The 14588-nt window shown below is 56.9% G+C and carries 15 protein-coding genes and 2 tRNA genes; 8 read left to right on the top strand and 9 right to left on the bottom strand.

What is annotated here, in order from left to right; all coding sequences use genetic code 11:
• The first annotated feature begins 185 nt into the window (after nt 1-185).
• The 4 genes from GJA01_RS11970 to GJA01_RS11985 all read left to right on the top strand — a co-directional run bounded on the left by GJA01_RS11970 (nt 186) and on the right by GJA01_RS11985 (nt 5241).
• Nucleotides 186-2324: an FUSC family protein gene (locus GJA01_RS11970; protein ID WP_062502819.1), complete on the top strand. Its 2139-nt coding sequence runs from the start codon at nt 186-188 to the stop codon at nt 2322-2324.
• A 114-nt stretch (nt 2325-2438) separates the two neighbouring features.
• Nucleotides 2439-2840 carry a hypothetical protein gene (locus GJA01_RS11975; RefSeq protein ID WP_010504177.1) on the top strand — a complete coding sequence of 134 codons (402 nt, stop codon included), beginning with the start codon at nt 2439-2441 and terminating at the stop codon, nt 2838-2840.
• A gap of 156 nt (nt 2841-2996) precedes the next feature.
• The gene (gene ppa / locus GJA01_RS11980) at nt 2997-3518 is read left to right on the top strand and encodes an inorganic diphosphatase (protein ID WP_010504179.1); all 522 of its coding nucleotides are present in this window, start codon (nt 2997-2999) and stop codon (nt 3516-3518) included.
• A gap of 190 nt (nt 3519-3708) precedes the next feature.
• Nucleotides 3709-5241: a carbohydrate porin gene (locus GJA01_RS11985; protein WP_062502817.1), complete on the top strand. Its 1533-nt coding sequence runs from the start codon at nt 3709-3711 to the stop codon at nt 5239-5241.
• A gap of 144 nt (nt 5242-5385) precedes the next feature.
• On the opposite strand, the gene GJA01_RS11990 is transcribed toward GJA01_RS11985, so the two are convergent.
• Together GJA01_RS11990 and GJA01_RS11995 are read right to left on the bottom strand one after the other, a co-directional pair.
• Nucleotides 5386-5460: transfer RNA gene (locus tag GJA01_RS11990), tRNA-Gly, on the bottom strand.
• A 135-nt stretch (nt 5461-5595) separates the two neighbouring features.
• Nucleotides 5596-5670: transfer RNA gene (locus GJA01_RS11995), tRNA-Gly, on the bottom strand.
• A gap of 216 nt (nt 5671-5886) precedes the next feature.
• On the opposite strand from GJA01_RS11995, the gene GJA01_RS12005 reads away from it, so the two are divergent.
• Genes GJA01_RS12005 through GJA01_RS12015 form a run of 3 tightly spaced genes read left to right on the top strand, consistent with a single transcriptional unit; the run spans nt 5887 to nt 7698 of the window.
• A complete protein-coding gene (locus GJA01_RS12005) occupies nt 5887-6831 on the top strand; it encodes a tetratricopeptide repeat protein (protein ID WP_023943914.1) in 945 nt (314 codons plus the stop codon).
• A 4-nt stretch (nt 6832-6835) separates the two neighbouring features.
• Nucleotides 6836-7516 (top strand): LON peptidase substrate-binding domain-containing protein, encoded by a 681-nt coding sequence (locus GJA01_RS12010; protein WP_034880691.1) that lies wholly within the window; start codon nt 6836-6838, stop codon nt 7514-7516.
• Between the two features lie 2 nt (nt 7517-7518).
• A complete protein-coding gene (locus tag GJA01_RS12015; protein ID WP_010503567.1) occupies nt 7519-7698 on the top strand; it encodes a Trm112 family protein in 180 nt (59 codons plus the stop codon).
• Here GJA01_RS12015 and GJA01_RS12020 read toward each other — a convergent pair.
• On the bottom strand, nt 7695-9224 hold the full coding sequence (locus GJA01_RS12020) for a globin-coupled sensor protein (RefSeq protein WP_062502517.1): 1530 nt from the start codon (nt 9222-9224) through the stop codon (nt 7695-7697). The two genes, GJA01_RS12015 and GJA01_RS12020, sit on opposite strands and share 4 nt — an antisense overlap.
• A gap of 107 nt (nt 9225-9331) precedes the next feature.
• Nucleotides 9332-9700, bottom strand: coding sequence for a hypothetical protein (locus GJA01_RS12025; RefSeq protein ID WP_061931878.1), 369 nt, complete (start codon nt 9698-9700; stop codon nt 9332-9334).
• 106 nt (nt 9701-9806) lie between these two features.
• On the opposite strand from GJA01_RS12025, the gene GJA01_RS12030 reads away from it, so the two are divergent.
• Nucleotides 9807-10469: a protein-tyrosine phosphatase family protein gene (locus tag GJA01_RS12030; RefSeq protein WP_062502516.1), complete on the top strand. Its 663-nt coding sequence runs from the start codon at nt 9807-9809 to the stop codon at nt 10467-10469.
• 16 nt (nt 10470-10485) lie between these two features.
• On the opposite strand, the gene GJA01_RS12035 is transcribed toward GJA01_RS12030, so the two are convergent.
• The 5 genes from GJA01_RS12035 to GJA01_RS12055 form a co-directional block, all read right to left on the bottom strand.
• Nucleotides 10486-11016, bottom strand: a complete 531-nt coding sequence (locus tag GJA01_RS12035; protein ID WP_062502515.1) for a helix-turn-helix domain-containing protein — start codon at nt 11014-11016, stop codon at nt 10486-10488.
• 68 nt (nt 11017-11084) lie between these two features.
• Complete coding sequence (gene lnt, locus GJA01_RS12040; RefSeq protein WP_062502514.1) at nt 11085-12614, bottom strand: apolipoprotein N-acyltransferase; 1530 nt, start codon at nt 12612-12614, stop codon at nt 11085-11087.
• A gap of 53 nt (nt 12615-12667) precedes the next feature.
• On the bottom strand, nt 12668-13501 hold the full coding sequence (locus tag GJA01_RS12045; protein WP_172794441.1) for a GNAT family N-acetyltransferase: 834 nt from the start codon (nt 13499-13501) through the stop codon (nt 12668-12670).
• Between the two features lie 74 nt (nt 13502-13575).
• Nucleotides 13576-14109: a Fur family transcriptional regulator gene (locus GJA01_RS12050; protein WP_010503553.1), complete on the bottom strand. Its 534-nt coding sequence runs from the start codon at nt 14107-14109 to the stop codon at nt 13576-13578.
• A gap of 100 nt (nt 14110-14209) precedes the next feature.
• The gene (locus GJA01_RS12055; RefSeq protein WP_062502518.1) at nt 14210-14584 is read right to left on the bottom strand and encodes a MucR family transcriptional regulator; all 375 of its coding nucleotides are present in this window, start codon (nt 14582-14584) and stop codon (nt 14210-14212) included.
• Between the last annotated feature and the right edge of the window lie 4 nt (nt 14585-14588).

Below are 14588 nucleotides of genomic sequence, written 5' to 3' on the forward strand. Positions count from 1 at the left end.
TTTGCAAGGCCTGACATGGCGAAATGTCTTTTTTTGCATTATGTGTCTAACGCCTTCCCGTCTCCGACAGGACTTTCCAGAGCCGCTGCCGCCGTTTCGAGATGGCACCTGCCGGCCTGTATTGCTCTGGGGGAAGACATCATGGAAGACACCCGACATCCTTTTGCCCGCTGGCAAAACCGGTGATATCCGCCAGCCCGGCGCTGCTTCTGCGCAAGCTGCGCTGGCTCTACGCTCCCGATCCGGTCATGGCCGGATACGCCCTCCGAACAACCCTGACATCCCTGCTGGCACTGGGAATCGCCCTGAAGATGGAACTCGGCAGCCCCCAATGGGCCGCCCTGACCGTCTGGATGGTGGCACAAGGCACACGCGGGCGAAGTCTGGCCAAGGCAAAATGGCATCTGTTCGGCATGGTTCTGGGCGTGATCTCGGGGGTGGCCCTCGTCGCGGCCTGCCCACAGGCACCACTGATGTTCATCCTGCTGCTGGCGGCGGGAATCGGCCTGTTCTGCCTGATCGGGACCTTCATGCCCGGCCCGGCGTCCATGACCAATTACCGCATCCACGGCATGCGCGCGACCGGCTTCACCTACGCCATCGTTTCGCTGGATGGAATCGCGGACCCTCACCACATTTTCGAAATCGCCATGTCCCGCGCGACCTATATCGTGCTGGGCATTGTTCTTGAGGCCTCTGTCTCCGGGCTTTTTCAACTTGGCCTGACAAGGCGTACCCGCCAGCAACTTTCCAGCACCTTCAAGGACACACTCAAACCAGCCTTGCTCACAATCGCCGATATTCTCATCGGGAAGGTCGATGCGCTGGAAACCATGCAGCCGGTCTTCACCCGTATCACAACCCTCGGAGATCAGGTCGAGTTTGCGGAAGTCGAGCTGGGCCGTCAGGATCACGCAGGCGATCACACCCGGGCTGCACTGGCGGACATTGCCGTCCTGCTGGCCAGAGCGCTCGATCTGGCCACACTCATGCGCCTGCCCCTTAGTCAGGATGATGCTTTTCTTAAACAGGCAGAGTGCATCCGGGAGATGTTTCTGACCCTTCCCGACAGGCTTGAAAGAGCCGAACCCATGGAAGCGATCCTGGATGACCTGCGAAGCCTCCGCCGGGACTGCCGCCACCGCGTTGTCCAGTATTTCGGAACGAACCTCCCGGGAGCAGATGATCGCGCGACCATGTTACGCCACGGCATGTTGCAACAGGCCCTCGTGGAACTGATCGACGCTCTGCGTATGGCCCTTCGTCAGTTCGAAGCCAGCAGAAATCCAAAGCCGCACGATCATTTCCATGAACCCATTCGATCCTACCGGGACTGGCGACAGGCCATCGTCAACAGCCTGCGCTCCTCCGTGACGGTCTTCGGAGCCGGCGTGATCTGGATTGCGACGGCGTGGCCCAGCGGCCTGACATTCATCATGTTCGTCGCAATCGCATGCAGTCTGTTTTCCACACTCGAAAGACCGGCTCTGGCCACACAGGCTTTTCTGCACGGCGCCTGCTGTGCGGTTCTTGCCGGTGGCGTTCTCGACCTGCTCCTGCTCGGCAAACCTACCACCTTTGAGATGTTAGGCATGTGGTCCGGCGTCGCCATGATGCTGGGCGGACTCGCTTTCGCTTATCCTCCCCTGACGCTTCCGGCCGTGTCGTACAATCTGTTCCTGCCCATCATGCTTGGCCCCTCGAACCAAGGACGAACGGACGAGATCGTCTATTTCAATACCGCCCTGCCGCTTGTTCTGGGTCTGCTCTACACAACATGGATGTATCGCGTGTTCCTGCCCTACGATCCGGCCCATCAGCGCTGGACCATGCGGGAAAACATTCTCCGGGATCTGCATCACATCGCAGACGGGAAAAACGACACCACACTGGATGTGATCGTCTCCCGCAACGTAGACCGTTTCGTCCGTCTCATGACCAACTCGGCAGACACTCCCTCTCCCGTCGTTCATGCCTACCTGCAAGGCATCCTGTCCGCCATGCGTGTCATGCTGAACCTGATGCGTCTGCGGGCCATCAGCCATGATGCCGCCCTGAGTCCACGCGCCCATCAGGCCCTGAACCTCGTTCTGGCCCGCATGAGCCACTTCAGCGGCCGGTATCACGGCCATTATGGCCGAACCCTGCGTGCCACCCTGCTGGCCATCCAGCGCCTCAGAGACTGTGAAACAACCGAATCGCGTCCCAGACAGCGATTTATTCTGATCGCCGCCCTGACAGCGCTGGATGTGATTTCCACCGAGCTGACCACAAACCGTGTCTTCTTCGATGCCCGCTCTCCTTATCTTGACCCCACCTTTTGAATGCTCACGAAGAAATGTTCTGCAACGGACTTTTCTTTTCACGCAAACGGGAGAAGTGTTCCGTTTCAACCGCGGGGTGCCGCGGAAGACAGGGTCTCAGAAAGGATACCGTCCATGTTTCGTCGTATCGTGCCCGCTCTTGGCCTCGTAGTTGGCCTCGGTATGGTTTCGTCGGCCGCTCTGGCACAGGAACAGTCACCGCCGCCACCGCCAGCCGTTCAGGGCACGCCAGGCAAGGATTTTACAGGCGTTTCTCCCGCTAACCTCGCAGGAATCATGAACTACTGCATCGAGCTGCAGTATCTGTCCTACGACGAAGGCAATCCGGCTCTGTATGGCCTGAGCGAGAAGTACAAGGCTACCGAACAGACAGTCGGCAATGACGACTACGCTCTTGGCACGGCTGGTTATTTCAACAGCAACGGCAAGCGCTATTATCTCGTGGCTTATACCAATGAAGATGACCGCCGCGCAGCCTGCCACAATGCGCTGAAGGCCGCCCAGCCACTTCTCTGAGCACACTGATCTTCTGATCATTGGCTTTCCGTATGAACGCCCCGACCTTACGTCGGGGCGTTCTGCGTTTCTGGGTGTTTTTCTTCCGCACTGGGCAGAAAGCTGAAGGACCGTTAATGTTCGTTCGTCTTAAAACCAGTTCAGGACATGAACATCATGGACGTTTCCAAGATCTCGCCCGGCAAGGACGTGCCGAACGACATTAACGTAGTTATCGAGATCCCGCAGGGGTCCCAGGTCAAGTACGAAGTGGACAAGGAAAGCGGTGCGATCTTCGTAGACCGTTTCCTGTTCACTCCTATGGCCTATCCGGCCGCCTACGGCTTTATTCCGGGCACACTCGCCGCTGACGGCGATCCTGCTGACGCCCTCGTGCTGGCTCCAGCCGCCGTTGTTCCGGGTGCCGTCATCCGTGCACGCCCGATCGGCATGCTGAAGATGGAAGATGAAAGCGGCCAGGATGAGAAAATCATCTGTGTTCCGCACGACAAAATCCACCCGCAGTTCACAGACGTAAAGTCCATCGACGATCTGCCGGAAATCACCCGCAAAGCCATCGAACACTTCTTCGAGCGTTACAAGGATCTTGAGCCGAACAAGTGGGTCAAGGTGACGGGTTGGGCCGGCAAGGAAGAAGCTGGTAAAGTGATCGAAGCAGCACTGGCCGCTGCAAAGTAATACGTGTTTGTGATCCGTTTTATACGGATCACAAACTCTTTTTTCTTGTACAAGCTGTATCTGTTCCTTAAAAAGCACAGCTCGTATCATATGAACGTGATTTTTGAGATTTTTATCTCATAATCACTGTTCTTTATCCCCGATAAAGTGTTACGAAGATCTCGCAACCTGATACCCGAGGATAAGAGACTTGTCTCGCCTGCATCTCTATGCCGCAGCCTGTGCGGTTTCGCTCACGCCCGCCATCGCCGCCGCTGAAAGTGCGGCCAAGGCCCCGGCCCCTGTCACGACCGTTGTCCAGTCAGCCCCTGGCAAGAAGGTCACGACAGTCCACGTCCTCGCGCCTATCACAGTCATGGACTGGCCGGATCAGAACTCGGAAAACCCCAGCGTCCGCGTTAATACACCACTCACCATTCTGTCCTTCGACAAGGAACAGGTTCCGCCGCTTCCAAAGCCTGAAGCGCTGTTGACCAACCCTTTCGGCTGGAACAAGTGGCTGCGTGATCGTGGTATTGCGCTGATGATGGACAATACAAACGAATATACTGGCGCCATTACCAAGCCAACACCTGGCTATGGACTGCGCCAGGGCAGCAGCAATGCTGGCCAGTACAGCCTTGAAAACGACATCGACTGGGAAAAGCTCGCCGGTATCCGTGGCTTTTCAACCCATGCTGTCGTTGTCGGCCGTTACGGTATTCCGGCCAGCCGCATGTTCGGTGACAACCTCAACCCCAGTTCCGAAATCTACGGTGCTGGCGGCAACGTGGTGGTCCACCTTGTTTACGCATACGGCGAAGAAACACTCGGAAACGGCCATTTCGACGTTGCAGCAGGCCGTATTCCGTTCCTGAACGACTTCTCCGCCAACCCGCTGTACTGTAATTTCCAGAACAATGCCTTCTGCGGTAACCCCAAGGCATCGTCTGACAATACAACCCATTCGTCTTACCCAGACGCGGTCTGGGCAGCGCGTATCCGTGTCCGCCCGACCAAAAGTACCTATATCCAAACGGGTGTGTATTTCGCGCAGGCCGGCATCTACAACAACGTCCAGTACCGGACAGGCTTCAAGTTCAACGGCGCCGACATCAACGGTCAAGCCGTGCCAGTTGAAGCAGGCTGGGAACCGTTATTTGGCAAAGATCACCTGCCCGGCCACTACAAGATCGGCTACGCGATCGACAACGCGCCTCACAAGGACAACTACTATGACGTCAACGGCAATCCGTTTGTCATAACAGGCCTGCCACAGAGAACGGTAAACTACTCCTGGGCTGCATGGGCACTGGTGGACCAGATGGTGCTGCGTCACCATACCCCGGGCAATCCGGATGCAGGCCTGATCGTTCTTGCCGGTTTCTATGCCAACAGCCCCCGCACGCAGACCCGTGCCCAGCAGTATGAAATCGGGTTTGTGGACAGTGGCTTCTGGAAGGCTCGTCCCCTGGACGGCATTGGCGTGAACTTTACCTATGTTCGCGTTGCTGGCAGCGTTTCAGACACGCAGCGTCTGCAACTTGCCCGCGGCATGTCTCTCATGAACGGGTCCTACGGCATCCAGAACTACGGCGAAGTGCTTGAAGCGAACTACCGTATCCATGTAATGCGCGGCGTGACGTTCGCGCCTGACTTCCAGTACTACTTCCGCCCAGGTGGCCAGGCCGCCCTGCATGACGCAGCCATGCTTGGCTTCAAGAGCCACATCCAGTTCTTCTAAGCCCAAGCGCTTTCCGAAGATCAGAAACAGCGGCCAGCAGGTTATCCTGACTGGCCGTTTTTTTGAACCTGACTGGAATGATTTTCAGGAAATAAAATCATATCCGAAAACGAAAAAAGACGCCCGAAGGCGTCTTTTTCAATCTGGAGCGGGTGATGGGATTCGAACCCACGACCCCAACCTTGGCAAGGTTGTGCTCTACCCCTGAGCTACACCCGCGTTCCGTGATGCGGCTTATGACGGAAACCGGCAAAGTTCGCAAGAGGAAAGACACTCTGAAAAGCATTTTCCTGATGAGAAAAATATCCAGCACTAGAAACGAAAAAAGACGCCCAAAGGCGTCTTTTTCAATACTGGAGCGGGTGATGGGATTCGAACCCACGACCCCAACCTTGGCAAGGTTGTGCTCTACCCCTGAGCTACACCCGCGTTCCGTGGGCGGTGTTATTACCGAACTTCGAAGCCTGCGCAAGAGGGAAAACACATCAGGCAGATTAATTTTCCATTTCTTCCGATTCCATGGGGATCCCTCGCCTTTTCCTGAGCTATTCCAGCTTCCCTCAGCCCAAAGTCCTCTTGCACTGATCCCCATCAACCCCGATCTTTCGGAAAACCGGATTTCTCCAGCAGGATGGCCTCCTTTTCATGAGCAGCACTTTTGACGAACATCTGATCGGCCAGTCTCCATCACAGGGAGCTCCCTCCCCTATCATTGACGCTGACCAGACGACTTTCATGGCTGATGTGGTTGAAGCCAGCCAGCAAACCCCCATTCTGGTGGATTTCTGGGCTCCCTGGTGTGGCCCCTGCAAGCAGCTCACCCCTGTTCTTGAAAAAGTCATCCGCGCTGCGGCAGGGCGTGTCCGCCTTGTCAAAGTAGATGTCGAGGCCAACAAATCCCTCGCAGCCCAACTTGCCCAGATGGGTCTCCCCCTGCAGTCGATTCCCCTCGTCGTCGCATTCTGGAAAGGGCAGGTCCTCGATCTTTTCCAGGGTGTGCAGTCTGAAGGAGAGATCCGTCGTTTTGTTGAAACCCTGCTGAAGACAACGGGGGGCACAATGCCGTCCGCCGATCTTCTTGCAGAAGCCAAGAAAGCACTGACTGAAAACCTGCCAGCTGAAGCTGTAGAACTCTATGCACAGCTTCTGGACGTTGAGCCGGAAAACCCGGAAGCCTGGGGTGGCCTTCTGCGTTCGCTTCTGGCTCTGGATGAAATTGAAGGAGCGGAAGAAGCCTCCGGTCAGGTTCCGGCAAAGCTGGACGCTCACCCAGAAATCACAGGGGCCCGCGCGGCTCTGGCGCTCAAGAAAGAAGGTGCCAAAGCTGCATCTGAACTGGACACTCTGCGTCAACAGGCCGAAGCTGATCCGTCAAACTTCGATATTGCTTTGAAACTGGCCGCCGCCATGAACGCTTCCGGTCAACGGGCTGAAGCCGCTGATCTTCTCCTTGAGATCATTCGCAAGGACCGCGACTGGAACGAGGGCGCCGCGAAGACCGAACTCCTGCGTTTCTTTGAAGCCTGGGGCCATACCGATCCCATAACCCTGTCCGCACGCCGCAAACTCTCCTCCCTCCTGTTCTCGTGAGCCTATGACCCGAACGCCTGATACATTCGTAGATCTCAGCGACATTCCCCGCAGGGTTCCGGCCCTGATGGACCTGACGCTGGCCGATCTTCCTCCCCGTGTCGGGCTTTTTCCCGTATCCGGAGCCATGTTGCTCCCGGGAGGGCAGCTCCCGCTGACCGTTTTTGAACCGCGCTACGTTGCCCTGCTGGAGGATGCCCTCGCCGAACGTCGGCTCATCGGGATGATCCAGCCGCAGGAAGACGACGAGGAAGACCCTCTTCCCGTCCTGCACGATATTGGCACCCTCGGGCGCATCACCAGTTTCACGGAACACCCGGACGGGACATTCTCGGTCACCCTGCTGGGCGTGACCCGTTTCCGGCTTCTGATGGAAGGTTTGACGCGCCGGGGCTGGCGTGAAGGGGCAATCGACGCCTCTCCGTTTTTCTCTGATCTGGTGGAGAGTGACCCCTCTCCCATCAATCGTTCCAGACTTCTGAGCCGACTGAAAGACTACCTGACGGCCCACGAACTCCAGACGGACTGGTCCCTGATCGACGAGATGGATGACGAGATGCTTCTTGTTGTCCTGCCCATGCTTGTCCCTTTCAGCCCCACACAGAAACAGGCGCTTCTTGAAGCAGGCACACTGGATGATCGTGCAGGGGTCTTGCTGGATCTTCTGGCAAAGGGCATGGAATAATCATGAACGCTGAACTTGACCCCCGCCTCCTGTCCCTTCTGGTCTGTCCGGTAACCAAAGGCCCCCTGACCTATGACCGGGACACACAGGAGCTTATCAGCCCCCGCGCGAAGCTGGCTTTTCCAATCCGGGATGGCATCCCCATCATGCTTCCAGAAGAAGCACGTCATCTTTCAGACTAAAACGCCAAACCGCTACGGGACTGTGACAAGGCAGATTGATCGTCACGAACCTTGAAGTTCATGACGATCTTCATCAGTTCTGCCGCATCCCCCACCAACTCCTGACTGGAGCCGCTCATTTCCTGCACGATGGCTGCATTGGTCTTCGTGACAGCTTCAAGCTGGGTTGTGCTGGCGTTGATCTCCATGATCCTTAAGGCCTGCTCCTCCGCACCAGACGCAATCTCCCCAACAGCTTCTCCCAGACGACTGACAGATGTGGTGATATTCCCGAGCGCCGCACCAGTTTCATCGACCATTTTCACACCACGTTCGACGTCTTCCATGCTGCTGCTGATGAGTTCCTTGATCTCGCGTGCAGCCGTTGTCGATCTCTGAGCCAAAGCTCGAATTTCCTGAGCCACGACGGCAAAACCACGGCCAGCATCCCCCGCTCTTGCAGCTTCGACACCAGCATTCAAAGCAAGCAGATTTGTCTGAAATGCGATTTCATCAATAACACTGATGATCTGCACAATCTGGGTCGAGGACTCGGAAATTTTCGCCATCGCTTCAACCGTGCGATTAACAATTTCCGCGCCCTGCCCGGTTTCATTGCAACAAGCCTCTACTGTTTCGTCCGCCTGTCGGGCTTCTTCAGCCACCTCCTTCACGGAGGCCGTCAATTCTGTAATGTTGCGGGAAACTGTCCCCAGGGCCTGAACCTGTTCGGCAATCCGGCAGGCAACATCTTCCGATGAACTACTCAGTGTTCTTGCACGATGTTCAACCACTCCGGATGTAGACCGCACGGCATGAACGATATGGCTCAGACCAGCACAGGCATTCTGGAACGCACCACTCATCCGGGTTGTTTCGGTTTCCAGATCCGGATCAATTTCCTGCACCAGATCCCCTTTCGCCATCCGCTCAAGCGCATCGGCGAGAGCTTCAGACAGAGCGGTCAGACTCTCAGTCCGCTCTTTCTCAGCCCTTGACCGCTCCTGATCATCCATATTCAGGGTATAGGTCTGAAGCCCCAGCTCCATATCCAGCAACGCGGCTTTAATCAGCAGACCTACTCTGCGCGTAGCCTCCTCAACAGGCAGAACGGGCTTGGCCTTTCGGAAAAGACGATCGAAAAATCCCTGTGGTGGCTGCGGCCATGCTTCACGCAGGAATCCCGAGACAATCCCCTCAAGCAGCAGCCCGTAACTTCCAATATACCATTGAGGCTCAAGCCCAATCCGCGCATGAGTGTTACCGATGGCCTTCGTGCTCTGAACATAATCAGCCCCAAAATCGCCATCCAGAATACGGCTCCAGTGCTTCTCCTGCTGAGTGCGGGCCGATTTCTGGTGAAGCGGATTGGAAAAGAACCGAGACAGAGCCGGGGTCTCATCAACCCGACGATAGAACCGATCCAGTGCAGGCCCAAGCGTCTGCCTCACCTGCTGGCCAATACGGCTGATCAGGGCTTTTTCCGCGGCGCCGATACCCAGAAAAGCAAGACGTTCTCTAATATCTGTCTCGACCTGATCGGGCATATTTGATCTCCAAGGCGTCGCTCGGTCCGGGGAAAAGGACTGGCTTCGCCCTAGCACACCAAAGGTTACGCAATCATGAAGACACCCGGTGAGGTCACAGCAGAAAACTAGTTCCCACTGTTCTGCCCATAAGAGACTTCCGTGTCTGGAACCGCCGGCCGCGGCGTAATGTCCGCCGTATTTCCTCCAGGGCCACCAGCCCCAAAGCTGACGCCTTCTGATGAAGGGCCACTCGCCTCATGCGGACGGCTATCCTCACTCATGCCCCCAGGGGGCATGGGCATAACCGGCGCATCATCCGCATAAGACATACCGCTCGGATGAGGGCGGCGCCGGTGGTGATCTCCCCGATCCGGACCGGCCCCCGGTGGCGGCAACGCCGTCATGTCTGCGGCTGGACCGTCAAACATGGAACCAACACCACATCCTCCCAGTGAAAGGCAGGACAACGTCAGGGAAAGAGAAAGCCAGCGCATGCCACGATATTAGCATTTTTCCAGAGTTGACGCATCCCTGTTTGGAATGGGACACACCGCAGCCACACGCCTTTCACCCGGCGCCCACAGTCAAGGATAGATCCGCATGTTTGAAGGCCGCATTACCTCTGCCGCCGATCTGAGACGCGCCTGGTGGGACAGTCTGTTCGTAGACCACTCCATTTTCCGCCTCGGCTGGACGAACCTTTCGGAAGTCATTCCAGGAAAAGTGTGGCGCTGCAATCACCCAACCCCTGCCCGCCTGCGGAAGCTGACCCAGCGCTTGCACCTGAAGACGCTGGTCAATCTGCGCGGACATCGCAAATGTGGTTCTGATGCGCTCTCCCGCCGGGCCAGTCAGCAGGTTGGCCTGACACATCTGGACATGGCTTTTGAAAGCCGTGGGGCTCCACACAAGGACCGTATCTTGCGCTTTTACGACATGTATCAGACGCTTCAGTTCCCGATGCTGATGCACTGCAAGTCCGGCGCAGATCGTGCGGGACTGGCTTCAGGGCTGGTCACCATGTTTGAAGGCGGAACTGCGACAGACGCCCTGAAGCAACTTCACTGGCGTTTTGGTCATTTCAATCGTTCCAGAACCGGCATCCTGGATGCATTCTTCCTGCGCTATCGAGCCGAAGCTGAAGGCCGCCTGCCCTTCATGGACTGGGTCCGCACAGAATATGACGAAGATCGCCTACGCGCGGATTTCAAAGCCGGAAAGATCTCGTCTTTCCTGAACGACAGCATTCTCCGCCGGGAGTAATCCGGCGGGGGCCCCTTCAGGCCGCTTTATCGTCAGGTGCGCCAAGCGTCCGGATCAGATCCAGCATCCGCTTGCGGACAGACTGATCTGGAATGCGATAGTAAGACCTCACCAGATCAACCGTCTCCCGACGGCTGAAAAGTGCGGCTTCATCAACCGGAAGATCAAAAAGACGCGGCGGGACGGAAGCAGCAGCCTTCGGAGGCGGACCACCAAACGTCGCTTGAGTTTCCGCAAATCCAGTTGCAAAGGCAGGCGCCGGCGGAGCAGGTGGCTTCTGCATCCCATCCTGCATGTCATCAAAGAAAAAGCCGATTGGCACGTCCAGAACACGCGCCAGATCATATAAACGGCTGGCACCCACACGGTTGGCGCCACGCTCGTACTTCTGAACCTGCTGGAAGGTCAGGCCAAGCGCCTCACCAAGCTTCTCCTGCGACAGTCCAAGAAGGGTGCGCCGCAGACGGATACGGTTCCCCACATGCACATCTACCGGCCCAGCAGCGGCGGCACTTTTCGGCTCGACCTTACCGTGACCGATTGTCATGTAGTTCCCTTCCCAATCAAGAAAGAGAAGGTAAATAAAACAACCCTAGATTGTCAATATTAACCTTTTTAACGCCTTGCAACCGAGGCTCTCAAACCCCGCCGGCGCGGCCAGAAAGCCAGAAGAACACAGACAATCGACAGACCGAGCGGAATGGCGCGTCCATATCGGGAAAAAAGTGTGGGTGGCAGCGGAGACGGAATATTGCTGACCAGCACATCCGTCTTTCCCCACCCCAGTCTGGCTGTCTCCCGCCCGGCTGCATCGTAAACTGCGGAAATGCCGGTATTGTTCGCGAAAACAACCGGAAGCCCCTCTTCAACAGCCCGCATCCGCCCAGTCGCCAAATGCTGACGTGGACCCGCACTGTCTCCATACCAGGCATCATTGGAAATAGTGACAAGCCAGTCCGGCCGATCATAAGATGCAACAACGGAGCCTGAGAAGATGATCTCATAGCAGACCATCGGCCCCACCTTGCCAATATCCGGCATGCTCCAGGTTTTCAGTCCCGGCCCAGGCGTCAACACACCCGGCAAGACATTAAAGGGCAAAATCCAAGGCTGATATTCGCCAAACGGCACAAGACGGCTCTTGTCATAGATCGCAGCGATTTTCCCGTCCTGATCCACAACTTCGAGACTGTTATACCAGTGACCGTTTTCTTCACGGTCAGAGCCAATCATTGCCGGAGCACCACCCGCAGCATGCGCAATAATCTGCCGGGCAAGATCATCTTCATCCAGCAAGCCCGGAAAGCCTGATTCCGGCCAGATCACAACACTCGGCCTATCGTCTCCCATCAGTCGAGCCTGTTGAACGCCCTGCGCCGTCATCCGGACATACCGACGGAAATTCTCGACGCTCTGTTTGTGGTCAATAATTTCTGCCTCGGGAACATTCCCCTGCACCAGAACAGCACGCGGATTGATGACCGGCAGCGGCTGCAAAACTGACAACCGCCAGCCCCCCCCACCAACCCAGAGAACAGCACCAGCCAGAACCAGCAATGCCGCTCTCCGACCACGGAAGATCGCAAGAGAGGCCAAGACCAGCGCAAGTGTCAGACCATCCACACCCAGAACCGAAGCAGGCTGGATCAGCGCATCACCAAAGCGCCCCGGAAGTTCCAGATCGCTTCCCAGAGGGTTCCAGGGAAAGCCGGAGAAGATCAGCACACGCCCCATATCCACAGCAGTCCAGCTCCCGCCGAACATCAGCACACGCCTCCAGCCCGCCGGAACCAGACGGCACAGAACAGCCGGAACCGCGATCAGTGGGGCAATAATCAGGGACACACCCGGGGAGGCAAACGGAACCACCCACCAGAATTCGTGCACGCGTGTCAGGATAGCGTTTGTCAGCCAGTACAAACCTGCGGTGTGGAACCCCATCCCGAACAGGAAGCCAGACAAAGCTGCGCCCTTCCAGGACGCAGCATCCTCAGCGGCCCGGTACAGAACCAGAAGCCCGAGGGGCAACGTGAAAAGCGCACAGACGGGCGGCAGAGACAGGGCCGCAAACGCCCCTGCCAGCACCATCAGGCCAGCAAGTCGCCAGCCATGAACAGGGAGCGTCGAAGTCATGAAGACGACCATCCATCAAAATGAAAAAACGGCCGAGCCATGTCAGCCCGACCGTTACAGGGATGTCAGGAGTCGAGAGCGTCCCGAAGGCGGCGCTCATAGTGACGGTAGTACTTGTCCGCCAAAAGCTCGCTTTTTACCAGAACGGCAACATCCGTCGTGTTGAACTGCTCGTCCACCACTGCACCGTCACCCACATATCCGCCCAGACGGAGATACCCCTTGATGAGCGGCGGCAGCTTGTTCAGGCATGCGCGGTGATCCAGCGTATGGGGATCGACGCGCAGCATTTCCACATAGCGATCCGGTAAGGCGCGGATACGGAGCGCCGGCGGAGCCAGATGGTTGTGATGCATGTAGGTTAACTGATCGGCCACAGCATCCGGGTCCGTACCCGGCAGACTTCCGCAGCCAAACAGAACGTCAATACGATGCAGAAAGATATAGGAGGCAATGCCGCGCCACAGAAGCTGCATGGCCGAACGACCACGATGCTCCCGCGCGACGCAGGAGCGTCCGACTTCCAGCAAACGTCCCGGAAATTCCGTCAGGGTCGAGATATCGTATTCGGAAGACGTGTAAAAACGACCAATCTTCTCGGCAGCATCAGAACGGAGCAGACGATAGGTCCCTACAACCCCTTCTGCACCCGACCCGATACTGTGATCGATGACGAGAAGATGATCCGCAACGTCGTCAAACTCGTCCACGTCGCGCTTGGTGCGGAACGTGCGTTCGTCGGGATGAGCACCAAGCTCTTCAAAAAAGACCTTGTAACGGAGCGCCTGAGCAGCATCACGCTCGGCCTCAGTCTCCGCAATCCGCACTCCCAGAGACCCACCCCGAAGCTCCTGGAAGCCGCCATCGCGGTTCAGAGCCAACGTGGAGAGAGTCTCCATCTGCTTCAGCGTTTCTTCACTGCTGACGAGCGAATGGCCTGGCGCTGAGTTTTTATCCTCGGCCGAATTGGTGCTCATGTGTCGCTCTTGTTCCTGCTCTTGGGAAGCGGCCGCTTCGGGGTCTCTTTTTCGAGACGATGCCCGAACAGCTCAATACGGTGAGAAACGAGATCGAATCCAAGACGCTGTGCAATCTGCGTCAGGAGACGGACGGGCTCGTCATCTTCGAATTCGATGACCCGGCCGCTATCCACGTCAATGAGATGATAATGGTGACCACTGTCGCTGGCTTCATAACGGGCACGCCCACCGCCAAAATCACGACGCTCAAGGATGCCCTTTTCTTCCAGCAGACGAACGGTGCGATACACCGTGGCCACGGAAATACGGCTGTCTATAGCCGATGCGCGGCGATACAGCTCTTCGACGTCCGGATGATCGTCAGCTTCAGACAACACATGGGCAATCACCCTGCGCTGTCCTGTCATTTTCAGACCATTCTCCACACAGAGGCGGGCAATGGGCGAATCATCCACAACGGCGGAACCAGCTGGCTTCCGACCTTGCGTGCGGGTGCGTCTGTCCGCGACTTTCGTATCTACGACCATAACAGCGGCCTAGCCGAAAAACGGACCATTTGTCCAATCAGAGATGCAAATAAAAATACCGGCTTCCTGCGGATGAGGGTCAGGAAGCCGGGAAACATGATCAATCGTCGTCGCGACGACGGCCGAGGCCGATCTTGCGAGCCAGGGAAGACCGGTGGCTTGCGTAGTTTGGAGCAACCATCGGATATTCCGGCGGCAGGCCCCAGCGCTCGCGGTATTCCTGCGGCGTCATGTTGTAAGCTGTCTTGAGGTGGCGACGGAGCAGCTTCAGCTTCTTACCGTCTTCAAGGCAGATGATGTAGTCGGGGAATACCGACTTGCGAGGCGGCACAGCCGGGACTGGCTTCTCAGCCGGCACTTCTTCCTGCACATCAACATTCGCAAGGGAATCATGTACCGAGCGAATAAGACCCGGAAGCGCGTCAGCTCCGATGTCATGGCTGGATACATAAGCGGTAACGATCTGCGCAGTCAGGTGG

The organism is Gluconobacter japonicus, from assembly GCF_002723975.1.
In the GTDB taxonomy this organism is placed as follows: domain Bacteria; phylum Pseudomonadota; class Alphaproteobacteria; order Acetobacterales; family Acetobacteraceae; genus Gluconobacter; species Gluconobacter japonicus.

Excerpts from the sequence above, each read along its gene's own strand:
- GJA01_RS12035 (WP_062502515.1), bottom strand. The coding sequence starts at position 11,016 with ATGACAATCGGTCACGGTAAGGTCGAGCCGAAAAGTGCCGCCGCTGCT.
- ppa (WP_010504179.1), top strand. The coding sequence starts at position 2,997 with ATGGACGTTTCCAAGATCTCGCCCGGCAAGGACGTGCCGAACGACATT.
- GJA01_RS12010 (WP_034880691.1), top strand. The coding sequence starts at position 6,836 with ATGACCCGAACGCCTGATACATTCGTAGATCTCAGCGACATTCCCCGC.
- GJA01_RS12045 (WP_172794441.1), bottom strand. The coding sequence starts at position 13,501 with ATGGAGACTCTCTCCACGTTGGCTCTGAACCGCGATGGCGGCTTCCAG.
- GJA01_RS12020 (WP_062502517.1), bottom strand. The coding sequence starts at position 9,224 with ATGCCCGATCAGGTCGAGACAGATATTAGAGAACGTCTTGCTTTTCTG.
- GJA01_RS12050 (WP_010503553.1), bottom strand. The coding sequence starts at position 14,109 with ATGGTCGTAGATACGAAAGTCGCGGACAGACGCACCCGCACGCAAGGT.
- GJA01_RS12025 (WP_061931878.1), bottom strand. The coding sequence starts at position 9,700 with ATGCGCTGGCTTTCTCTTTCCCTGACGTTGTCCTGCCTTTCACTGGGA.
- lnt (WP_062502514.1), bottom strand. The coding sequence starts at position 12,614 with ATGGTCGTCTTCATGACTTCGACGCTCCCTGTTCATGGCTGGCGACTT.
- GJA01_RS12030 (WP_062502516.1), top strand. The coding sequence starts at position 9,807 with ATGTTTGAAGGCCGCATTACCTCTGCCGCCGATCTGAGACGCGCCTGG.
- GJA01_RS11975 (WP_010504177.1), top strand. The coding sequence starts at position 2,439 with ATGTTTCGTCGTATCGTGCCCGCTCTTGGCCTCGTAGTTGGCCTCGGT.
- GJA01_RS12005 (WP_023943914.1), top strand. The coding sequence starts at position 5,887 with ATGAGCAGCACTTTTGACGAACATCTGATCGGCCAGTCTCCATCACAG.
- GJA01_RS12015 (WP_010503567.1), top strand. The coding sequence starts at position 7,519 with ATGAACGCTGAACTTGACCCCCGCCTCCTGTCCCTTCTGGTCTGTCCG.